The following is a 22,077-nucleotide window of genomic DNA, read 5'->3' as shown; positions in this document are numbered from 1 at the left end:
TCCTTTTCCTGCAAAGCTTAAGCCCCGCATCCTTATATTGTCCTGCTCCAACCGGCCCGCTCTCAAAACCCAAAAACTGTCTTTACCGGAACATGGAAGCCAGGGTTTCATTGACCACCTTGCCGTCGGCCTTTCCCCTGACCCTGGGCATCAGAACCTTCATGATGGCGCCCTTATCCTTAGCCGTGGGATTCTCTATCCCCAGTTCAGACAGGACAGCGCCTATGACAGCCTGAATCTGCTCCACACTCATGTCTTCGGGTGCGAATTCCTTATATACAGCCATCCTGGCCGCTGCCTCTGACCGGATATCCTCACGGTCTGCCGGCGCCATCTCATACGTTTCCTGGGTCTGTTTGATTTCTTTCTTAACGACCGCGTTCTCCTCTTCCTCCGTCAAAGGCTCTCTCTTGTTGATTTCCGCATTCTTGAGAGCGGACAGCAGCATGGAAAGGGAATCCTTCCTGGCCTTGTCCTTAGCCTTCATGGCCTCCACCATGGCAGCCCTTACAGCATCAATCTTACTCATGACTTTACCTCCTTCTGTTGGCAGCTGATTGCATTCATTCACGCTGAAAAAAACGTCTGCCGCCCGGCTCTGCTCTAAGCTCTTCCGAATTCCGACAGCTTCAGCGCCGGATTGCGGTCCAATACCATGCCCACGCTCCAGCTGTTAATGAACAGCAGCAGCGGATTATCCTTTAAGTCCTTAATGCGTTTCATATCAGATGTACCCTGAATCCTGGCCACATCCACCTCGCCCGGATTTTCCACCCAGCGGATGTGTTCAAAGGGCAGCTTCTCCAGGATAACCTCCACGTTATATTCATTCCGCAGACGGTAGGTCAGCACCTCAAACTGCAGTACGCCCACCACGCCCACGATAATTTCCTCCATACCGGAATTAAACTCCTGGAATATCTGGATTGCACCCTCCTGGGCTATCTGGTTTACTCCCTTTATGAACTGCTTGCGCTTCATGGTATCCACCTGGCGCACCCTGGCAAAATGCTCCGGCGCAAAGGTAGGTATGCCCTCAAACTGAAACTTCTCATTGGAAGCGCACAGGGTATCTCCGATGGCAAAAATCCCCGGGTCAAAGACGCCGATGATGTCGCCGGCATAGGCCTCCTCCACAATTTTACGGTCCTGGGCCATAAGCTGCTGGGGCTGGGTCAGGCGGATTTTCTTTCCTCCCTGCACATGGTTTACCTCCATGCCTGCCTCGAACTTGCCGGAGCAGATGCGCATAAAAGCAATCCTGTCCCTGTGGGCCTTATTCATGTTGGCCTGGATTTTAAACACAAAGGCGGAAAAATCAGGGCGGAACGGGTCAATCACCCCGTCCAGGGTCTTCCTGGAAAGAGGCGGCGTTGTCATCTTAAGGAAATGCTCCAGAAAGGTCTCAACACCGAAATTGGTCAGGGCCGAGCCGAAGAATACCGGCGACAAATCCCCAATCCTGACACGCTCCATATCCAGCTCGTCGCTGGCCCCGTCAAGGAGCTCAATATCATCCCTGAGCTGCTGGTGATAGTCCTGTCCGATTATGGAATCCACATCCGCGCTGTCCACTGCAAACTCCTGGCTGTCCACTTCCCTGGCGCCGCCCATGGCAGCCGTAAAGGTGGTTATCTTCTTTGAGAACCGGTCGTATACGCCCTTAAAGCTCTTGCCGCATCCAATGGGCCAGTTCACCGGGCAGGTGCGGATTCCCAGCACCTCCTCAATCTCGTCCAGAAGCTCGTAAGGGTCCCTGGCCTCCCGGTCAAACTTATTGATAAAGGTAAAGATGGGGATATGGCGCATAACACATACCTTAAACAGCTTGATGGTCTGCGCCTCCACGCCCTTTGAACCGTCGATGACCATGACCGCGGAATCCGCCGCCATCAGGGTACGGTAGGTATCCTCTGAGAAATCCTGGTGGCCCGGCGTATCCAGGATATTGATACAGAATCCGTCGTAATTAAACTGCATGGCGGAAGAAGTCACCGAGATTCCCCTCTCCTTCTCAATCTCCATCCAGTCGGACACAGCATGCTTGGCAGCCTTGCGCCCCTTGACGGTTCCGGCCAGGTTGATGGCGCCGCCGTACAGCAGGAACTTTTCTGTCAGCGTGGTCTTACCTGCATCGGGGTGGGATATGATTGCAAATGTCCTCCGCTTTTTTATCTCTTCTGTCATCTGGTTATCTATCTGTGACAAGTTATTCGTCCTCCGTTTTCCATTGAGTAAAAGATGGACGTACTTTGGAAGTACGCCCAAAATCATCCAATTTTTATTCTATTATGATTGGAATCATAAGTCAAGGCCTTTGGCTTTTGATTTTACCGGCCGTTTTTCCATATGCAGCCCTGCCTGCCGTACATATATCTCTCTCATGTATTCACAGGTATGAAATACAGGCGCCGGGTGCTAAGGACACCCCATTCTATGGAAATCTCTGTAAATTACAGGTTGCTGTGCGGAATGGTTATATAGTATACTGTATAGATACGGTCCATGCCTGTCCGTAACCAGCTGACAGGCCTGAAAGGACCACAAAGAGAGGATAAAACCATGAAATGTACAACCCCAAAAAAACTGGCCCTGACCTTCTGTCTCACAGCAGCCCTGGCATCCGCAGCGCTGCAGGGCTGCAAGGCCAAAACCCCGGAGGATATGCTGGCCCAGATGCAGGAATTCTCCACCCCGGATGACACTGCGTCCATTTATCTGGACAAGTCCTGGAAAACAGAGGAGGCGCCCATGGACGGATGGCTGATTGCTTCCAGCGCCAAGGAGGACAACGCAGTGTTCCTGCTTCAGTTTCCTAAAAGCGGTCCGGCCAGACAGGCCTCCAGTCTGGAGGACGTGCAGGACATTATAAAAACCAGCTACAATATATCCGGCGAGGCCGAAGCCCAGGCGCCGGAGGTGCCGGGCATGACCAGCCTGACCGCCATAACCGGAAAGATGTCGGTGGACGGCTCCAAGGTGGATGCCTATGTTGTCTACGGGGAAACAGATTATGCTTACTACTCCATGGCTTATGTGGCCAATAAGATGAGCGACCGCAAGATAGCCTCCTTCAAGGCATCATGTTCCAAATTCCAGGAAAATGCCCCTGAGGAGGAAGACAGGACCACCGCGGAGCTGACGGATACGGTCCGCTGGTTCAACGCCTCCTACGCGGTCCTCACCGACCTGAACGGCTGGGATTACAACCGGTTTGCCGGCCTGGCGGCCAACGATGAGGTGATGGCCATGGAGCAGAAATCACTGGAAGAATGGTGGAGCGTCACGGACCGCGAGACAGCGGACAGCACCCTGGACTGGATTCTGACAGAAGGACACCGGGCCACCTTTGCCGAGGACATGGCATACCTGGATGAATCCGGTATCAGGGACATTGCCCCGGACGAGCGAAGCGCATTCCTGCTGGACCAGTTTGAGATGACCGTGGATGAGGCCCGGAATTACGCGGATATGTTCGGCTTCTATGAGCAGTACGGCCCTGACGCCATTGCAGGCTGGGACTACTGCCGCGCCATGAACCTGATGAGCTTTTACTACCTGGCTGGCTACTATACCGAGCAGGAGGCCCTGGATAAATCCCTGGAAATCGCCACGGCCATGCAGCCTTTGTTTGAATCCTGGGATGATTTGATGGACAGCTATATGCGGGGCTATGAATACTGGGCCGAAGAAAGCGCCGACGAGCGCAGGGCTGTCTATGAGGATTTAAAGACCAGGGACGACAGCCCTTACACGGTGGACTTTAAGACAGAGCTGGTAAAGACATGGTAATATAACCGGCAGCAATGGACCCGCCATCCGGAAGTTCCGGTCTGGCGGGTCCATCTCATTTCTGCTATTTAATCAGCTCCACTTCCACCGGAATGGATTTATCCACAGTCTCACCAGCCATGATACTGACGGCTGTCTCAATGGCTGTCTCACCCATTTTATCCGGTTTCTGGGCAACCGTGGCCGCCATCTTGCCGTCTTTTACCGCCTTCTGGGCATCGTCCGTTGCATCGAATCCAACAATCTTTATGTCCTTGCCGGAAGCAGCAACTGCCTCCACTGCCCCAAGGGCCATCTCGTCATTGTGGGCAAACACACCTTTAATGGTGCCGTCGGACTGAAGGATGTTCTCCATAACCGTCATACCCTCCGCACGGTTGAAATTAGCGGTCTGGCTGGCAGCCACCTGAAGGGATTTATCCGCCACCTGGTGGAAGCCCTCTCCTCTGTCAATGGTGGCTGAGGCTCCTGGCACGCCCTGTAATTCAGCCACCTTGGCGCCCTCTCCCACAAGCTCCATCAGATACTCGGTTGCCATCCTGGCTCCCGCCACATTGTCAGATGCAATCTGGCAGTCCACATCCACTCCGTTGACTCCCCGGTCCACTGCAATCACCTTGATTCCCTGGGACATGGCGCTCTTTACTGCCGGGGCAACTGCGTCCGAATCCACCGGATTGACAATCAGCACGCCCACGTTTCTGGACACCAAATCCTCGATGTCGCTGGTCTGCTTGGCAGCGTCATCCCCTGCGTCCACGACCACCAGCTCCACCCCTTTCTCTGACGCGGCACTCCTGGCCCCTTCTGTCAGCGTTACGAAAAATGGATTGTTCAGGGTGGAGACAGAAAAACCAATCACGTTTCCGCTGCTTCCCTCCTTAACGTTTTCCTCCCCGTCAATGGTGATGGCGTTGCAGCCTCCCACTGCCGTAAGCATTGTAAATGCTGCCGCAAGGGCCAGTATTTTCTTAATCTTCACGGTCTTTTCCTCCCGAAATTTATTTTTATATTCATATCAGATTCATGTACACGGTTTTACGGTTTCCTATCTCTTACGGTCTGAGAGCACTGCAATCAGGATGACCAGGCCCTTGATGACGTCCTGATAGTAGGATGATACGCCCAGGATATTAAGGCCGTTGTTCAGCACTGCAATAATCAGCACGCCTATCAGGGTTCCGTAGATTTTTCCCCTGCCGCCGCTCATGCTGGTGCCGCCCAGGGCTACTGCCGCAATGGCGTCCAGCTCATAGCCGCTTCCCAGGGTGGGCTGCGCGGAACCCAGTCTGGAGAGCAGAATCAGGCCGGATAAGGCTGCCATGGTGCCGGATATGGCATAGGCAATGATTTTTGTCCTGTGTATGTTCACTCCTGCCAGCTTGGCAGATTTCCAGTTGCTTCCGGTTGCGTAAATTCTGCGCCCGAAGGTGGTCTTATTTAACAGGAAGTAAAAAAGCAGGAACAACAGTATCAGAAGAATGACCGGAATCGGAATACCGTAGAACTTTCCCTTTCCAACCACCTTCAGGATAAAGCTGTCGCCCAGGTTGGAGATTGGCTTACCGTTGGTGTATATCATGGTCAGGCCGCGGTACACCGTCATGGTAATCAGGGTTGCGATAAAAGGCTGGAGACGTCCCTTTGTTACCATGATGCCGCTGACAACACCCATGCCGCATCCCAAAACCAGTGCCAGAATCATGGCCAGACCAGCCGGAACCCCGGCTGTAATCATGCCTGCGCAAAGGGCTGTGCTGAGGGCCAGCACCGAACCAACGGATAAGTCAATGGCGTCCGTCAGAATGACGAAGGTCATGCCGAAGGCTATGAGCCCGTTGATGGAAGACTGACGCAGCAGGGACAGGAAATTGGCCCCGGTGCGGAAACTTGGGCTGGCAATGCTGATGCCCGCCACCAGCAGGATAAGGGCAATGAGTGCCCCGAAATCCTGGGCGTAATTGATGACTTTATTTTTATTTTCATTCATTATAAGGTACCTCCCGTAGCCAATGTCATTATCTTCTCCTGGTCAGCCTCACCCTGGTTGATGATTCCCCTGACCATGCCTTCGCGCACCACCATAATCCGGTCGCTCATTCCCAATACCTCCGGCAGTTCAGAGGACACCATGATGATGGCAACGCCCTTTTCAGCCAGCTGGTTTATAATGCTGTATATCTCTTTCTTGGCGCCGATGTCAACGCCTCTTGTGGGTTCATCCAGAATCAGGATTCTGGGTTCCATGTAAATCCATTTTGCGAATACCACCTTCTGCTGGTTTCCGCCGCTTAGGTTTACACACTCATGTCCTGGTCCGAAACACCGGATATGAAGCTCCTCTATGGCCTTGGTGACCAGCCCTTTTTCCTTCTCCCTGCTGATTACCACCCTGCCCCTGCCTGAGATGCGCCCCAGGTTTGTCAGGGATACATTTTTCTCAATGCTCTCCTCCAGAAGAAGGCCCTCTGTTTTGCGGTCCTCTGTTATGAATCCGATTCCCTGCTCTATGGCCTGCATCGGATTCTTAATCACTGCCTGTTTTCCGTCAATAAAAATGCTGCCGCTTTCATAAGAAAGATTACCGAAAATAGCCTGCATGATTTCCGTACGCCCTGCCCCCATCAGTCCGGATACCCCCAGGACCTCTCCTGCCTTTACGGAGAAATTTACATCGTGGAACACGCCCTCCTTAGTCAGGTCCTCCACCCGGAACACTTCGTTTCCAATGGCGCAGTCACGTTTTGGATACCGTTCGCCGATTTCCCGGCCAATCATCATTTTGACGATTTCGTTCATATTGGTTTCCGGAATTTTCTTCGTGCCTATGTAGGTGCCGTCCCTCAGCACGGAAATGCGGTCGCAGAGCTCAAAAATCTCCTCCATACGGTGGGATATATAGACAATGGACACTCCCTTATTCCGCAGGGACTGCATCACCTCGAAGAGCACCTCTGTCTCGCTCTGGGTAAGGGCTGCCGTGGGCTCATCCATGATAATGACCTTTGCGTCCACCATCAGCGCCTTGCATATTTCTATCATCTGCTGCTGTCCCACGGAAAGCTCAGACATCACCTTGTCTGTGGGGATGCTGACTCCCAGACGGTTTAAGGTTTCCTCTGCCTTTGCCCTCATGGCCTTCCGGTCGCATATTCCAAAGCCCTTCTTTATTTCTTTGCCCAGGAAGAGGTTTTCCTCCACCGTCAGGTCGAACAGTACATTCAGCTCCTGCTGGATAAATACGATTCCGGCCTTTTCCGCTTCCTGCGGGCTTTTGTAGGTCACTTCTTTTCCGTCCACAATGACCGTACCCCCATCCCGGGTATAAACGCCGGTAAGGATTTTCATCAGGGTGGACTTGCCTGCGCCGTTTTCTCCCATCAGGGCGTGTACTTCCCCGTCGTCCAGCACAAAGCCCGCATCCTTAAGGACCTGGTTCTGGCCAAAGGACTTGTTGATTCCTTTCATTTCAATTTTCATGTTGTTTCCCTCCAGATAGTTTCTGCTTTAAAAGATACAGCCGGACTGCAGGATAATGTTGGCATAGGGCGTTGTCTCGCCGGTCCGGATAACGGCCCTGCATTCCTTTGTCATCTCCTTAAAGCGGGTATGCGGGACAAATTCTACTTTTTCTATTTTGAAACCGGTTTCAAGGCTGGCAAAAAGCTCCTGGATTTCCTCCAGGATTTGTGGATTCTGTTCTTTGATTTCCTCAGCCAGAACCACTGCTTCTATTTTCATATCGTTTGAAACCGCTTTCAAAACGTCCATAAACCTGGGATTTCCAAATGTTACCGCCAAATCAATGCGCTCTGTTCCCTCCGGTACAGGCAGACCGCAGTCAGCAATTGCAATCCGGTCCGTATGCCCCATGGATGAAAGTACCCTGGAAATATTGCTGTTAAGTATGCCGTGTCTCTTCATGTTTTCTTCCTCCATCCAACATTACGCCTGCTTCATGGCGTCCAGCACCTGGCCGCAGTCAGGCATTCCGCCCTGGGCACCGAACCGCTCCGTGGACAGGCTGGCTGCCGTATTGGCAAACCGGAGCGCTTCCTCCATGGTGCTGCCTCCTGCAATCTGCACGGTAAATGCCCCGTTCAATGTGTCTCCGGCCCCCGTGGTGTCCACTACATTGGCTTTCCTGGCCGGCACAGTAAGAATCTCTCCTGTGGGAAGGCATGTGGATACGCCTCTGGAGCCCTGGGTAATCACCAGCTTGCCTGGATGCGCCTTCAGCATCTCCTCCACCGTCATGTCCCCGAACAGGATGGCTGCCTCATGTTCATTCGGCGTAAGGTAGTCCACCTTGGCCAGAACCTCCGGCTTCACCGGTCTGGCCGGACCCGGATTCAGTACCACCTTCACTCCATTTTCATGGCAGATGTCAATCACATACTCAACCGTGTCCTGGGGAATCTCATGCTGCAGCAATACGATGTCGCACGCAAACAGTGCTCCTTTTATGCTGTCCACATAGTCCCGGTCCACCCTGTCATTGGCTCCTGCCACCACCACGATGGTGTTGTCATGGTCCCCCACAGTGATGACCGCCAGTCCTGTGTTTACTCCGGGAGCAACCTTGATGTGGGAGGTTCCCACTCCCATGTCCTCCATGTTCTTAATAAGGCTTTTTCCCGCCTCATCATCGCCCACGCAGCCAAACATCTCCACATCGGCTCCCAGCTTTGCCATGGCTACTGCCTGGTTTGCGCCCTTTCCTCCCGGTATGTAGCGGATGTCCTCTCCTTTCAGCGTCTCTCCCTTTAAGGGAATACGCTCGGCTGTCACTGTCATGTCCATGTTGATGCTGCCTACCACTGCTGTCTTCATAATTCCTCCTTTTCTCCTTTACATTTTATTTTATCCCTTTGATGTCCGGGCCTGCCCGGCCAATACGCCGCCAGGCATTCCCTAAAGAGTTGTGTCCCTTTTTATCAGCTTGATATCGAATACCTTATTCCGGTTAATCTGCGCCCCGGCAACGTATTCCGTCAGCATCCGCACCGCCTCCTGCCCCATCTTCTTTATGGGCTGGGCAATGGTGGTAATCTCCGGCGTAAACAGGCTGCTGAGGGAAATGTTGTCAAACCCAATCAGCTGTATATCCTCCGGAACCCGTATGCCTCTCCTGTGAAGCTCCTTATACACCGATATGGCCACCATGTCGTTGGCTGCTATGATTCCGTCCGTATCCGGATGAAGTTCCAAAAGCCGCGCCGCCATCTCGGTTCCTGATTCAAAACTGTAATCCCCTTCTATCCAGGCAGGTGCAATTCCCCGTTCCCTGCACACATCCAGATATCCCTGGTGGCGCTTTCTGGCGCTGGACAGATGAAGCGGGCCGCTTATCTGCACAATATGCCTGCAGCCGCATTCCAGGAGATGCTCCATGGACATCCTTCCGCCCTGGTAATGGTTGGACTGGATGCAGGCAATCTCTTTTCCGCCCTCAATCTGCCGGTCAATCATAACCACCGGAATCCGGCAGTTCCCGATTTCCTTATGTATCTCATCCATGTTGGTCATTAGGATGGCCCCGTCTGCATTCATGCGCTCCAGCAGGTTCAGGTTCCGTTTCTCCTTTTCCAAATCATCGTTGGAATTGCAGAGCGTCAGGCGGTATCCCCTGCGGTCGCATTCCTCCTCCACGGCTCCTGCCAGCTCATTGAAAAACGGGTTGATGATGTTGGGCACCAGTATGCCGATGATTTTGGATGAGCGCTTATAAAGGGACCTGGCCACCTCATTTGGCTTGAAACCGGTTTCTGATATGGCCCGTTCCACCTTCTGTCTCTTCTCGTCATCCACCCTGGCCGTACCGTTCATTACCCTGGATACGGTAGAGGGGGATACGCCTGCCAGTTTTGCCACGTCCCGTATGCTCGTCATAAGCCCACCATCCTGCCCGTCTGCGGATTATGCACCTTCCGGCGCCTCCGCCCTTTGTATGTTTTATTCTTGAAACCCGTTTCAAGTATGATTTAATTATATATTCTGACAGTTTCAAAGTCAATATTCAATTTTTTCTTTCGCCATTTTAGTCTAAATCTACAATATGAAGCAGGGTTTTCCTGTGAAATACTTTGCTTTTTTAGATATATTTCACAACGACTTTGTTAAGATAATATCAACCTGTCGTTTTATAGAGTAGGGGGGGATGATAATTACAACCCCCGGCCTACCCCTCTATTCTGTTCAAAATTTCAGTCAGCAGGCAGTCCGCCACCTCTTCCTTGGACATAATGGGAAGCTCCTTCTCACTGTCCCTGGTAATAAGCGTCACCACATTGGTATCCGTACCAAATCCCGCGCCTTCCACCTTCAGGTTATTGGCCACAATCATGTCAATATGCTTCTTTGCCAGCTTAGCTCTGGAATTCTCCAGCATATTCTGGGTTTCCATGGAAAATCCGCAGAGGAACTGGCCGTCACGCCGGTGCTGTCCCAGCCATCCCAGTATGTCGTCTGTACGCTCCAGGGCAATGGACAGGTCGCCGTCCGATTTCTTCATCTTTTCCGTTCCCACCACGGCCGGACGGTAGTCAGCCACTGCCGCTGCCTTGACTATGATATCCTGCTCCCCGCTCCTGGCGGTCACTGCCTCAAACATCTCCCTGGCGCTCTCCACCAAAACCGTGTCCGCAAACAGGGGAGGGGCAAGGTCCACGGGGCCGCTTACCAGGGTAACTGCAGCTCCCCTGCAGGCCGCCACCCTGGCAATGGCATACCCCATTTTGCCTGTGGAATGGTTCGTGATGTAGCGCACCGGGTCAATGGATTCCCTGGTTGGCCCGGCTGTCACAAGTATCCGTCTGCCGGCCAAATCCCGGGAATAACCAGCTTCCCGCAGTATATACTGGTACAGCACCTCCGGTTCCGGCATCTTTCCGGCCCCGGTATCCCCGCAGGCCAGATAGCCCCAGGCCGGCGTTATGACTTCCATGCCGTATTTCCTGCAGATTTCAAGGTTGTCCTGCAGAACCGGATTTTCGTACATATTGGTATTCATGGCCGGGGCCAGTATCTTTTTGCACCTGCAGGCCATCACCGTGGTGGTCAGCATATCATCTGCAATGCCATGGGCTATCTTCCCGATGACATTTGCCGATGCAGGGGCAACCATCACCACATCCGCCTGTTTTGCCAGCGCCACATGCTCCACGCTGAATTCGAAATTCCGGTCAAAGGTATCCACCAGACATTTATTGCCTGTCAGGCTCTCAAAGGTTATGGGATTTATGAAGCGGGTGGCGTTCTCCGTCATCAGTACATGGACCTTCACGCCCTTTTTGACCAGCATGCTGGCCAGGCTGGCTATCTTATATGCTGCAATGCTTCCTGTCACTCCAAGAAGGACTGTCTTTCCTTTTAACATATGATTCCTCCGGTTGTCTTTCCTCTTTTTCTATGTTACAATCCATGTTAAAGTATAACATACATCCTATTTGATTGAAAGGAGTTCCCCCAATGATTTTAGCAATCGACATGGGCAATACCAATACCGTTATCGGCGGCATCGACGAGACGAAAACATATTTTATAGAGCGGGTCACCACGGACCAGGGCCGCACGGACACGGAGTACGCGGTGAGCTTTAAGAACATCCTGGAAATGCATCAGATTGACATTTCAAGCATAGAAGGAGCCATCCTCTCCTCCGTGGTTCCCCCTGTTAACTCCACCATTCTGAACGCAGTGGAAAAGGTAACGGGAATCCGGCCTCTCCTGGTGGGCTCCGGCATGAAGACCGGTATGAATATCATTATGGACAACCCCAAAACAGTTGGAAGCGACCAGATTGTGGACGCGGTGGCTGCCAGCCACGAACACCCCCTTCCCCTGGTAGTCATAGATATGGGCACGGCCACCACACTGTGTACGGTTGATAAAAAGGGAAATTATATCGGCGGCGTCATCCTTCCCGGCCTCAAGGTTTCCCTTAACTCACTGAGCAGCAAAACAGCCCAGCTGCCCTACATCAGCCTGGAGGTTCCCAGCCATGTAATTGGAAAGAATACCATTGACTGTATGCGCTCAGGCATTATTTACGGCAACGTGGACATGATAGACGGGATTCTGGACCGCATGGAAAAGGAACTGGGAGAGTCTCCCACTATCATAGCCACCGGCGGACTGGCAAAGTTCATCACGCCATTGTGCCGTCATAAGATAATTGTGGACGATGCGCTGCTCCTTAAGGGACTGCTGATATTATACCGGAAGAATACGGAAGCCCATTAGAGCAGGGTACGGCATCTGCCGCGGCCCCAAATACAACACCGCCCGGATTTACTCCGGGCGGCGGCGTATGAATCATTCCTTTTTCCTGAATACTGCTGACTATCCGTATATCCTTACATCTCCTGGTGTCATTCAACATTCACATACTCATAATCACAATATCCCTCAGACTCCCTGTTTTCCCGCGAGCAGGACCAGAGGCAGAGTTTTGCTCCGGTCCATGTGGCGCGTTTCAGCGGAAATGAATGCTCTATCCGGGTAAAGGTCCTGCCGTCAGCGGAATAAGAAAAGCCATAGGTCTTATCTTCCCCCAGCGTCAGCCTGAACCATGCCCGGCCTTCCTCTGTTTCCTGTGAAAATACCAATTTCTCACTGGCCTCTCCCTCAAACATGGGTTCCGTGACCGTTCCACGGTAACACCTTATCTGGACAGCCCTTCCCGTACAGTACAGGCCGGCATATCCGTAATCATGGCCCACCATTCCGATACCCCCGAAATCCCCTTCCTGTCTGCCGGATAGGGACAGCTTCACGGTCATGGTCAGCTTTGGTTTCTGCGGAATCTGGGTCAGCACATTGGGCGCATACCAGAGCAGGTTTTCCCTGGACGGATTCCTGCAGCAATACAGCCGCAGATAACCCGGATTTTTCTCCAGAGAATAAAAGCCTGCATCCGGATTGGCCTGCCACTGCCACTGAAGCCCCAGCGTCTTCCCCGTAAAATCATCCGACTGGGAAATGGCGTATTCCGGCATTCCTTCCGACGGCATGGCCCATTCTTCCACCGGCTCGCCAATGCCGTCCCCATTCTGGTCCTGGCCAATGAAGGGCCAGTTGTCCAGAAAGCACATGGGCTGCAGATGCACGATTCTTCCAAGCTCCGCCACATCCTGAAAATGGACAAACCAGTCCCTTCCGTCAGGCGACGATACCCAGCCCCCCTGGTGCGGACCGTTAACCGGCGAATTACCCTGGTGCATCACCACCTTATATTCATAAGGACCATAGACAGACCGGGACCTGAGGCAGGACTGCCAGCCCGTCTCCACGCCTCCTGACGGCATCAGAATATAATAGTATCCGTTCTTTTGATACATTTTGGGGCCTTCCGATGTAGGAGCAACCTGTTCTCCGTCAAATATAAGCCTTGGTGTATCCAGAAGGGACTGGCACTGCGGGTCTATTTCCACCAGCGACAGCCTGTGTTTTATCCCGGTGCGGCTCTTAGCATAGGCAAAGACCATGTAGGCCTTCCCGTCATGGTCCCAGAAAGGACAGGGGTCAATCCAGCCCTTTGACCGGCACAGCATATTCCACTCAAATTCCCCGTATGGGTCCCTGGTCCTGGCAACCAGGATTCCCTCATCCACCAAAGGAATGAACACAAAAAATGTTCCCTCATGATAACGGATGGATGGCGCCCATGTGCCGGAACCGTGGCAGGGAAGGGCGTATTTCTCAAAAGGCAGTTCCTTTACACAGTGATTAATCAGCTCCCAGTGAACCAGGTCCCTGGAATGCAGCAGCGGAACCCCCGGAATATAAGTAAAGGACGAAGATACCATATAATAATCCCCGCCCACCCGGACCACATCCGGGTCGGAATAATCCGCATACAGAATCGGATTTTTATAAGTTCCCAGACTGTCCATCTCCCTGCGCAACTTCATTTCACATAAGCAGATTGGATATCTGGACGTAATCCTGACCAATACCATCCTGTCCAACTTTAATTCTCTGACCAACAATGCCCCTTATATTGCCTCTGTGTACTATTACCTGGACGGCTATGATTCCATCCTTACCTCTGACACAGGCGGAGCCACGCGGCTGTCCCAGTTTTCAGACCTGAGCTGGAAGGATTCCTATGACCATTCCAGACAGGACGAATGGCTGGAACACAGGGAAATGCACCAGTACTCCTACACCCAGCCCGTTCCTGTCCTCACCTATTTTAAGAAACTGAGCATGTTTAAGGGCGTGGTCATGGTCAACATATATGAGGAACAGTTAAAACAGCTCATCAATACCAGTTCCCAGCTGGACCGGTTCTTTATCCTGGACGAGGACGGCAATTTCCTGCTCCAGGGAGGCGCGGAAACTGCCCGGCTGTCCCTGGAGGACAAAGATTTGCTGGTCAGCCGCCTGGAACAGTCCCAGGACAATGCCTACCGCGGATGGGTGGACTTAAGCCGCGGAAAATACTACGTGCGAATCATTCCTGCGGACTGCGGAACTTATATCGCTGCCTGTATCAGCCACTCCAACTACTATCAGGCTCTTTATACCCTGCTCCTGCAGTTTCTCATGGTCCTGGCAGCCGTGCTTTCCACCTCCCTGTGGATTGCCTATGCCATCACCAAAAAGAATTTCCAGCAGATTGACTACTTTGTGAAGGTGTTCTCGGATGCGGAGCGGGGCGTATTTAACCCTGAAAAGCCTGCCTTCATCAAGGATGAATACGACATTATCCTCAATAATATTGTCCAGCTCTTTCTGAACCAGACCTTTCTACGCAGCAAGCTTGCCCTGAAGGAGCAGGAACAGAAACTGGCGGAGATGACAGCCCTGCAGCTGCAGATTAATCCCCATTTTCTGTTCAATACCCTGCAGACCCTGGATTTCAAGGCCATGGAATATACCCGTAAGCCCACTGCGGTAAACCAGATGATTGAGGCATTGTCTGATATCCTGAAATATTCCCTTCAGAACCCTCATTCCATGGTGACCTTAAGGGATGAAATTGATTATCTGAAAAAGTATGACAGCATTCAGCGGTACCGTTATGAAGATAAATACATTCTTTATTATGAATATGAAAAAGAGCTGGAAAGCATCCCCATCATGCGCCTGATTCTCCAGCCCCTGATTGAAAACAGCCTGTACCACGGCATAAAACCATTGGACGGCTCAGGCTTCATCAAGCTGCGCATTGTGAGGAGGAAGGGACAGCTGATTTTTTCAGTCATTGACTCAGGAGTGGGAATGGAAAAAGCAGATATCAGAGAATTATATGAAAAGATAGCCAATCCAGGCAGTGAGAATATCGGCCTTACCAATGTAAACAGCCGCTTAATCATGCGCTACGGGGCAGAGGCAGGCCTGAAAATACTCAGCAAAAAGGGAATGGGAACCTGCATCTCATTTTGCATACCAGGCTAGGCAGGCAGAACGGGGCCGGGAAAACACTGTACTAATTACCAGTCATATTTATGGACATGCTGAATAAAATATACTATCACCCCTGAAAGGAGCATTTACATATATGACTATCTATCCAATCTGTGCAACCATGATGAAATACAGGCTCTTCCAGACCCTGGCGGAAACTTATTACAGATACCGTGTGAAAAAACCATGCTTTGTCATGCTGCAGAATGACCGGTGGACACTTGTTACCATGGATAGATGACAAAATAAGGGCGCTGCCCTATGATGTAAGCGCAGGCATCCAACATGCTCCTGCAAGCTCCATCATAGGGCAGCGCCCTTGTGGTACATTTACCTCTATAGCCTATAATTCCTTCTTTTTCTTTCCCAGAACCATATACACTGCCATCAGCATCCCCGAAAGGATGAATGACAGTTCGTGCACACCGTTCCCCCTGTCGCCTGTCTTTGGTATGGATGCCAGAGGAATTTCCCCGTCATCTATCATGGCCATTGACTGGCTGGCTGCTGCCGATGCATCCACCGGAAGAGATGCAAGGGGTACCTCCTGCGGTTCAATCACATTTCCCCGGACGCCAGGTCCGCTCTGGTCATCAGAACCCTGGTATCTGCCTGTACTGCCGCCTGTTGTGGCGGTGGTGCCTCCGCCTCCGCCGGAACTGCCGAAAGAAGAGTCATTCCTGTTTCCTGCTGATGTGTCTGCGGCATCTGCGGTGTCTGTATTATCTGTGTTATTCCCAGGTACATTGCCGGAATCCGTTCCGGTTTCACCGCCCGGATTGTTTTCAGGTGTTTCGGATGATTCCGGCGCTTCCGGTGTTTCAGGTATTTCTGTTGTGTCGTCGTTTGACGCTCCATCAGTTTTGTATTGGTTTCTAAATAAAAGCTCAATCTGATAAGCAAATCCAATATTAGTAAAGGAGCCTTCTATCTCCGGCTGCTTTATTGGTTCTTCCGGCTGTTCAAACTCAGCTGCCATCAAAGGAATCCACTTATCCGGCTGGGCGTCTATCACATCCTGGGCTGATTTTGTGTGAAGGTCAAAACTGGCTGCTGATTTAGATAAAAACTGATACCAGCCAGCTCCTTTACTGTTATATGCTACATACGCAGTCCAGTTCGGTATGTGGTCTATGTTGTTATCGTCGGTCCGGTTCATGGACAGATATGGCACAATTTCCATCTTTCCGGGGCTGTTAAGCTCGCCGCCATTGGTACCCTCTTTCATGATGCGGAAGTAGATGTTTAAACGGCTGCTGCTTAAGTCCGCATTTATCTCTAAATCATCCAATTTACCCTGGGCCATGTCTATCACATCCTGGAATCCTTCATCTGCTGCCAAAGGCCACTCATCCAGTCCATGGTCTTCTAACAGCCGCTTTCTTAACTGGTCATTCCATGACCCCAGTCTTCCATAGCCAAGAAAGTCTCTCCGCTCATTTTGCGTCCTGCATCTGGAAAATGCGGTTAATAATGCAGTTGCCCGTTCTGTCAGAGAGCCATATGCATCCTTTTCATGATGGTACTCAAAGGAATCCTCTTCCTCCGGATGTTCTTCACTGCTTCCCTCATTGCCGTTGGTCCACCCTATTTTGGTCCGGGACTCATACACTCCCATGAAGGCATTATGGGAATCTGATATCTCCTGAACCGCCTTGTATTCAGCCAGCGGTCCCACATTCCCAATCTTCATTTTTCCGCCGGGCATCAGGTTAAACGTATAGGTATTGGTATCGCCCTCGCTGGTTTTATCAGCTTTCGTATACTCCTCTGCCCCATCCTGGCCTGTCAGCAGATAGAGCTTCTCATTTTTATTTGTCCGGCTGTCCGTGATGCTGACTTTATAGGTGTATTCAATATTCTCAGCCTCCGTACTGCCTTCCGCCAGTTCATTGGCAATAATCAGATAGGGGGAGGTTTTAAAAACTGCAGTAAACGCCGAGAAATGGTCTGTCTGAAAATCAATCTGTCCGACGGCATTTCCGCTTACGTCCAGTTCCTGACGGCCTTCGCTGTCCACAGCAATGTTGCCGGCAGAAATATTATCCAGCACAGGTACCTCGGCTATGGCGTCCGTCTCTTTGCTTCCCTCCAGCTCTGCCTTTGCAGACACTGCCTGGACCTCCTGGGTAGGTGTCTCCAGATGAAGGATTTCAATCTGATCCGCGTCCATGCTGGCCTTCTCAATCCGCTCACCGCTGAATGATACCGTCACATAATGATTTCCATCCTCAGCCCAGCTGTTATCTAATTTCACGCCGTCATACATCAGATTGATGTCATAAGCTATGATGGTGCTGACCGTTGTTCCATCATCTGATTCAGCAGCCACCATCTCTGTCAGCGCTGATTCCACCTGTTCTGTTATCTCTTCAGCCTGTATCTGTGTATCGGCCGGCAGTACTCCTTCGGATGCAGTCACCCGGATTGTGACCCCATTGACCTCCACTGATTTGTCAAAAGCAGGATGCTCCATTGTCTCCAGAGTATATACCTGTATGTCCTGTTCCTCATACACCTGGGATATGGTAAACCACGCTGTCTGTGAACCGTCTGAATTATCTGTAACGGAATCCGCTTCCATCTTCTCATCATTGGCTGTCACATTATCAATCGTGTATCCCAGCTGGGTCCTGACGCCAAAGGTCAGGCTATCGCCCTCCTTAACACCTCTGGGGCCTTCCAGAATCCGGGCACTGGCCTCAGGGAAGCTGGCGTATGTCACCTTATACCCGTCGAAATCCTCCAATGCCTTTAACTGATTCAGGCTTGTGGTATAAACCTTTGCAGTGGAACAATAACCCATTCCAACCAAATCAGAGGTGCCGGCCTTCCTGGTATCATCCTCCGGCACAGGCACTTCTGCAGTCCCCTGCACTGACTCAGCCGGAAGGGAGGCATCGGCTGACGGCGCCGCAGAGGCGTCCGATGCGTCCGAAGGCGCATCACTGCTTTCACCCGTGCTGTCCGCTGTTTCCATACTTTCAGGGATGCTTCCCTGGTCCGCAGTGTCCGTGGTCTGCCTTTCATCTGTATTTGTCACATCCGCTTCTGCTGTGGATGCACCGGACTGTCCTGCGTCAGCCTCTGAGGACGGTTCTGCATCAGCCTCTGAGGACGGTTCTGTACCGGCCTCTGCGGACGGTTCTCCATCCTTCTCAGCTGCCGGCTCTGATGTTTCCTCTTTTTTTCCGTCTTTTGCACCGTCGTCCGCTGCCTCTGTGGTTTCCTTTTCTTCGCGGGCCTTTTCCTTCTTTGCGCCCTCTTCCTTTACATCCGGGGCCGCCTCCTGGTTGCCGTCCTCTTTCTCAGACACAACCGGCGCATCATGACGGGAGATAGCAGCTGCCGGTACAGCACTGTCCTCCTGCTTATCCTTACCCTGATTTGATGCTTCTTCCTTCTCACCCTGTTCTTTTGAATCTCTGTCATCTGCTGCGTTGCCATTATCCTCTGCAGACTTTTTATCTGAATCAGCCCCACTGTCTCCTTCCGGTATGTCTGCCTTTTCATCCGCAGCAGTGCCCTTTTCTTCAGCGGCTCCCAGGGTCTCATCCGGCGGCAGTGCTCCTGTGTCAGACAGGCTGCTGTCCGTGCTGCTGTCTGTAACGTGGTCCGCGCTGCCTTCAGTTTTACTGTCCGCGCTGCCTTCAGTTTTACCCTCTGTACCATTGTCCGCACTGTCAGACGTTCCATCCTCCGGCAGGGATGTCCCTTCCTGACCCGCGCTGCTGCTGCCCTCTGCGCTGCTGTCCGGCAGGGCGGTTTCCCCTGTGCTGTTTCCGGCTGAAGTCTCAGGCTCAGACACTCCGTTCTCCTCCTGGGCCGGTTTCGATATAAGGTCTATCTCTTCATCGCCAAACGCATCCTCATAGCTCCTTATGGTGACACGTTTTGTTTTCTTGACTTTTTCCGCTCCGTCATCCATCCGGGTGATTTCCGTGGTACAGCTTATGGTATCCTCTCCGTTATTCACGTAGAGCAAGATGATTTCCTCATCCCCGGTTACCATATACATGTCGTCTGCATCCTCAGGAAGGCGTACAAATACACGCAGCTCAGCTTCCATGCTGCTTCCCTCCATCTCCGGATACACTTCATACACAGCACCTTCCGCACCGAAAAATACCTTTTCAAATTCAGCCATCCTGCCGTTGGTAAAGCCCAAATCATCTGATGTTATCCCGTGACCGCCTGCTATGGCCTCCTCCACAGCTGCTACCAAATCCGACCCTTTCATCTGAAACGTAATCTGGTCCGCCGTACCGGCATAGGATACATTCAGACTTGTGCCCATATTTGTGAAAACCATGGCCGCTGTCAGTAAGAATGCCAGAATCCGCTTCTGTCTGTAATACATGGATTTCGCTATTGTACCGGAACATCTCCGTCTTTCCATAATAGTTCTCCTTTTCATAAGCTCCACCGACAATCAGGTGCAGATATATCTCACTTAAACTTATCCATATCATATCATAAACCGATACAGTTTGGTTACATTTTCCTGTTTTTTATAAAATTATTACTGTAATTTAAATTGTAACCAGAACAGCCTTTTCCTGATATGGTTACATAATAGCAGATAAAGCGTTACGTAAAGCGTTATTTTCCGCCTCATTTGGTCACTTTTTTTATTTTTATGATATTTTATTCATTTTATTATAATTTGTGAACCCGCATTTCCCATGCATTCCCCGCAAACCAGAAAAAAATGGAAATCTTTTTCTCCCCCCAAACCGTATAAAACGCCTGGAATCCGTACATCATTTCGTTATAGCAGATTCATCCAGTACAGCCCTGCTTTTTCCATGTCAGGGCGTATGGCATTATTAACGGAGGTAAGGATTATGTCGGGCTACAAAGTTGAGATATGCGGAGTCAATACCGCCAAACTGCCTTTACTGAGCAATGAAGAGAAAGAGGAACTGTTTCAAAGAATCCTGGATGGGGATATGGAAGCCAGGGAGCAGTACATCAAAGGAAACCTGCGCCTGGTCCTCAGCGTAATCCAACGCTTTTCAAACAGCCAGGAAAACATCGACGACCTGTTCCAGATTGGATGCATCGGCCTAATCAAGGCCATCGACAATTTTGACATCACTCAGAATGTCAAATTTTCCACTTATGCAGTGCCTATGATACTGGGAGAAGTGCGCAGATACCTGCGGGACAATAATTCCATCCGTGTCAGCCGTTCCCTGAGGGATACCGCTTACAAAGCCCTTTATGCCAGGGAGCAGCTTACCAGAACCAATTCAAAGGAACCCACCCTCATGGAAATCGCACAGGAAATAGGTGTTTCAAAGGAAGATATCACCTATGCACTGGACGCCATACAGACGCCTGTAAGCCTGTATGAGCCGGTTTATACGGACGGCGGGGACCCTCTTTTTGTGATGGACCAAATTAGTGACAAAAAGAACCTGGAGGAAAACTGGGTGGAGGACCTTTCTCTGGTGGAAGCCATGAAACGGCTGCCGGAACGGGAGCGCCATATTATTGACATGCGCTTCTTTGAAGGAAAAACCCAGACCGAGGTTGCCCAGGAAATCCATATAAGCCAGGCCCAGGTAAGCCGCCTTGAAAAAAATGCGCTGAAAAGTATGAAATCCTATTTAAGCTGACCCTTGAAGCCTTTTTACAGATGTGTTAAACTATTCATGTTAGTGCTTGTTTGAAACATATGCCAACAGAAAGTGAACATATCTATGGAACAAAATGAACGCAGATTTGCAGTATTGATTGATGCAGACAATGTCTCCCCCAAGTATATCAAGTACATTTTGGATGAAGTGTCGGATGTGGGAATCGCCACCTACAAACGAATTTACGGCGACTGGACAGATAATGAAAAACGCAGCTGGAAAAATGTGCTTCTGGACTGGTCCGTAAATCCCATCCAGCAGTACAGCTACACCACCGGAAAGAATGCCACTGATTCAGCCATGATTATTGATGCCATGGACATCCTCTACTCCGGCAATGTGGATGGCTTCTGCCTGGTATCCAGCGACTCGGACTTCACCAAGCTGGCCCAGCGTCTGAGGGAGGCCGGGATGTTTGTCATGGGAATCGGGGAGCAGAAAACCCCAAAGCCCTTCCGTGCAGCCTGCGATACCTTTAAATTGCTGGAAATCATATCCTCTGACGATGCACCGGAATCATCGGTCATTGAAAACCAGAAAACCATTACAAACATTGATGAAATCCAGAAGGCCATCACCAAGCTCCTCATTGAGAATAACAGCCAGAACCAGCCCATTATCCTTGCAAAGGTGGGCAATTTCCTTACAAAACGTTTTTCAGACTTTGATGTCAGAAACTATGGCTATTCCAAACTCTCCACCTTCCTGGAGAGCCTGAACAACAACGACTTCCAGGTGGTCAAGCTCCATGGGGGTTATTTTGTCCAGGAAAAGAGCGCCAGCATTTCCAAGTCTGAGATTGAAAAGGAAATCATGCGCATTATTAAGGGGTACAATGGACATGTGGATAATCTGAGCATTATACACGATGAGCTGAAAAAGACATACCCTTCCTTTGATGTGAAACAATATGGCTTCAGCCGCATCTCCAGCTTTATACGCAGCTTTGGGACATTCCGAATTAAGGATAATATGGTTCAGCTCAAATAACATGGTACGGCTCCGGCAGCATGGTTAAGTCACGGCAGTATGGTCCGGCTCCGGCAGCACAAGCAACGCCCGAAGTGGGGCATCCGGCTTATGGATGCAGTCCCCTTCCGGGCGTTTTGATGAGTGTATGAAAATTTTTCTGTAAATAGGTATTAGCCAAAGGTCTTCTATGATAAAATAAAAAATCATAGGAGGCCTTTTATTATGGCAAGAGAAAAGAAACCGGTACACCAGG

General features: G+C 51.1%; 17 protein-coding genes. 6 read left to right on the top strand and 11 right to left on the bottom strand.

The features are described 5' to 3' along the window. Positions 1 to 82: 82 nt before the first annotated feature. Both I2H39_RS11490 and I2H39_RS11485 read right to left on the bottom strand, forming a co-directional pair. Positions 83 to 529, bottom strand: coding sequence for a GatB/YqeY domain-containing protein (locus tag I2H39_RS11490; protein ID WP_138308763.1), 447 nt, complete (start codon positions 527 to 529; stop codon positions 83 to 85). Between the two features lie 74 nt (positions 530 to 603). Continuing rightward, positions 604 to 2,208, bottom strand: coding sequence for a peptide chain release factor 3 (locus tag I2H39_RS11485; protein WP_002567108.1), 1,605 nt, complete (start codon positions 2,206 to 2,208; stop codon positions 604 to 606). A 354-nt stretch (positions 2,209 to 2,562) separates the two neighbouring features. Here I2H39_RS11485 and I2H39_RS11480 point away from each other — a divergent pair, with 354 nt between their 5' ends. After that, positions 2,563 to 3,792 (top strand): DUF1266 domain-containing protein, encoded by a 1,230-nt coding sequence (locus tag I2H39_RS11480; RefSeq protein ID WP_138308765.1) that lies wholly within the window; start codon positions 2,563 to 2,565, stop codon positions 3,790 to 3,792. Positions 3,793 to 3,856: 64 nt separating this feature from the next. Here the strand turns inward: I2H39_RS11480 and I2H39_RS11475 are convergent, their stop codons facing one another. The 7 genes from I2H39_RS11475 to coaBC form a co-directional block, all read right to left on the bottom strand. Beyond that, positions 3,857 to 4,774: a D-ribose ABC transporter substrate-binding protein gene (locus tag I2H39_RS11475; protein WP_195626509.1), complete on the bottom strand. Its 918-nt coding sequence runs from the start codon at positions 4,772 to 4,774 to the stop codon at positions 3,857 to 3,859. 66 nt (positions 4,775 to 4,840) lie between these two features. Further along, entirely contained in the window at positions 4,841 to 5,782 is a 942-nt protein-coding gene (rbsC, locus tag I2H39_RS11470) for a ribose ABC transporter permease (protein WP_195626508.1), read from the bottom strand. After that, the gene (locus I2H39_RS11465; protein ID WP_195626507.1) at positions 5,782 to 7,272 is read right to left on the bottom strand and encodes a sugar ABC transporter ATP-binding protein; all 1,491 of its coding nucleotides are present in this window, start codon (positions 7,270 to 7,272) and stop codon (positions 5,782 to 5,784) included. Before I2H39_RS11465 ends, rbsC begins: the two co-directional genes overlap by 1 nt. 27 nt (positions 7,273 to 7,299) lie before the next feature. Beyond that, on the bottom strand, positions 7,300 to 7,716 hold the full coding sequence (gene rbsD, locus I2H39_RS11460) for a D-ribose pyranase (protein WP_195626506.1): 417 nt from the start codon (positions 7,714 to 7,716) through the stop codon (positions 7,300 to 7,302). A gap of 21 nt (positions 7,717 to 7,737) precedes the next feature. After that, entirely contained in the window at positions 7,738 to 8,625 is an 888-nt protein-coding gene (gene rbsK / locus I2H39_RS11455) for a ribokinase (RefSeq protein ID WP_195626505.1), read from the bottom strand. Between the two features lie 81 nt (positions 8,626 to 8,706). Then, on the bottom strand, positions 8,707 to 9,684 hold the full coding sequence (locus I2H39_RS11450; protein WP_195626504.1) for a LacI family DNA-binding transcriptional regulator: 978 nt from the start codon (positions 9,682 to 9,684) through the stop codon (positions 8,707 to 8,709). Positions 9,685 to 9,973: 289 nt separating this feature from the next. Beyond that, a complete protein-coding gene (gene coaBC / locus I2H39_RS11445; RefSeq protein ID WP_195626503.1) occupies positions 9,974 to 11,170 on the bottom strand; it encodes a bifunctional phosphopantothenoylcysteine decarboxylase/phosphopantothenate--cysteine ligase CoaBC in 1,197 nt (398 codons plus the stop codon). Positions 11,171 to 11,262: 92 nt separating this feature from the next. On the opposite strand from coaBC, the gene I2H39_RS11440 reads away from it, so the two are divergent. Continuing rightward, on the top strand, positions 11,263 to 12,036 hold the full coding sequence (locus I2H39_RS11440) for a type III pantothenate kinase (RefSeq protein WP_195626502.1): 774 nt from the start codon (positions 11,263 to 11,265) through the stop codon (positions 12,034 to 12,036). A 128-nt stretch (positions 12,037 to 12,164) separates the two neighbouring features. Here I2H39_RS11440 and I2H39_RS11435 read toward each other — a convergent pair whose 3' ends face one another. Then, positions 12,165 to 13,706, bottom strand: a complete 1,542-nt coding sequence (locus I2H39_RS11435; protein WP_330640868.1) for a glycoside hydrolase 43 family protein — start codon at positions 13,704 to 13,706, stop codon at positions 12,165 to 12,167. Between the two features lie 97 nt (positions 13,707 to 13,803). On the opposite strand from I2H39_RS11435, the gene I2H39_RS29630 reads away from it, so the two are divergent. Continuing rightward, positions 13,804 to 15,198: a histidine kinase gene (locus I2H39_RS29630; protein WP_227146338.1), complete on the top strand. Its 1,395-nt coding sequence runs from the start codon at positions 13,804 to 13,806 to the stop codon at positions 15,196 to 15,198. A 103-nt stretch (positions 15,199 to 15,301) separates the two neighbouring features. Further along, positions 15,302 to 15,448, top strand: coding sequence for a hypothetical protein (locus I2H39_RS11425; protein WP_171042619.1), 147 nt, complete (start codon positions 15,302 to 15,304; stop codon positions 15,446 to 15,448). A gap of 102 nt (positions 15,449 to 15,550) precedes the next feature. Here the strand turns inward: I2H39_RS11425 and I2H39_RS11420 are convergent, their stop codons facing one another. Continuing rightward, entirely contained in the window at positions 15,551 to 19,606 is a 4,056-nt protein-coding gene (locus tag I2H39_RS11420; protein WP_195626501.1) for a doubled motif LPXTG anchor domain-containing protein, read from the bottom strand. Positions 19,607 to 20,054: 448 nt separating this feature from the next. On the opposite strand from I2H39_RS11420, the gene sigG reads away from it, so the two are divergent. Together sigG and I2H39_RS11410 are read left to right on the top strand one after the other, a co-directional pair. Then, positions 20,055 to 20,831: an RNA polymerase sporulation sigma factor SigG gene (gene sigG / locus I2H39_RS11415; protein WP_002574207.1), complete on the top strand. Its 777-nt coding sequence runs from the start codon at positions 20,055 to 20,057 to the stop codon at positions 20,829 to 20,831. A gap of 84 nt (positions 20,832 to 20,915) precedes the next feature. Further along, on the top strand, positions 20,916 to 21,842 hold the full coding sequence (locus I2H39_RS11410) for an NYN domain-containing protein (RefSeq protein WP_138308782.1): 927 nt from the start codon (positions 20,916 to 20,918) through the stop codon (positions 21,840 to 21,842). Positions 21,843 to 22,077: the final 235 nt, after the last annotated feature.

Source organism: Clostridium sp. 1001283B150225_161107_B6 (assembly GCF_015556325.1).
Taxonomy (GTDB): Bacteria; Bacillota; Clostridia; order Lachnospirales; family Lachnospiraceae; genus Enterocloster.
This window is presented reverse-complemented; position numbering and strand designations above follow the sequence as displayed.

Coding starts and splice junctions, on each gene's coding strand:
- I2H39_RS11490 (WP_138308763.1), bottom strand. CDS start 529: ATGAGTAAGATTGATGCTGTAAGGGCTGCCATGGTGGAGGCCATGAAG.
- I2H39_RS11480 (WP_138308765.1), top strand. CDS start 2,563: ATGAAATGTACAACCCCAAAAAAACTGGCCCTGACCTTCTGTCTCACA.
- rbsC (WP_195626508.1), bottom strand. CDS start 5,782: ATGAATGAAAATAAAAATAAAGTCATCAATTACGCCCAGGATTTCGGG.
- I2H39_RS11465 (WP_195626507.1), bottom strand. CDS start 7,272: ATGAAAATTGAAATGAAAGGAATCAACAAGTCCTTTGGCCAGAACCAG.
- rbsD (WP_195626506.1), bottom strand. CDS start 7,716: ATGAAGAGACACGGCATACTTAACAGCAATATTTCCAGGGTACTTTCA.
- rbsK (WP_195626505.1), bottom strand. CDS start 8,625: ATGAAGACAGCAGTGGTAGGCAGCATCAACATGGACATGACAGTGACA.
- I2H39_RS11450 (WP_195626504.1), bottom strand. CDS start 9,684: ATGACGAGCATACGGGACGTGGCAAAACTGGCAGGCGTATCCCCCTCT.
- coaBC (WP_195626503.1), bottom strand. CDS start 11,170: ATGTTAAAAGGAAAGACAGTCCTTCTTGGAGTGACAGGAAGCATTGCA.
- I2H39_RS11440 (WP_195626502.1), top strand. CDS start 11,263: ATGATTTTAGCAATCGACATGGGCAATACCAATACCGTTATCGGCGGC.
- I2H39_RS11435 (WP_330640868.1), bottom strand. CDS start 13,706: ATGAAGTTGCGCAGGGAGATGGACAGTCTGGGAACTTATAAAAATCCG.
- I2H39_RS11425 (WP_171042619.1), top strand. CDS start 15,302: ATGACTATCTATCCAATCTGTGCAACCATGATGAAATACAGGCTCTTC.
- I2H39_RS11420 (WP_195626501.1), bottom strand. CDS start 19,606: ATGGAAAGACGGAGATGTTCCGGTACAATAGCGAAATCCATGTATTAC.
- sigG (WP_002574207.1), top strand. CDS start 20,055: ATGTCGGGCTACAAAGTTGAGATATGCGGAGTCAATACCGCCAAACTG.
- I2H39_RS11410 (WP_138308782.1), top strand. CDS start 20,916: ATGGAACAAAATGAACGCAGATTTGCAGTATTGATTGATGCAGACAAT.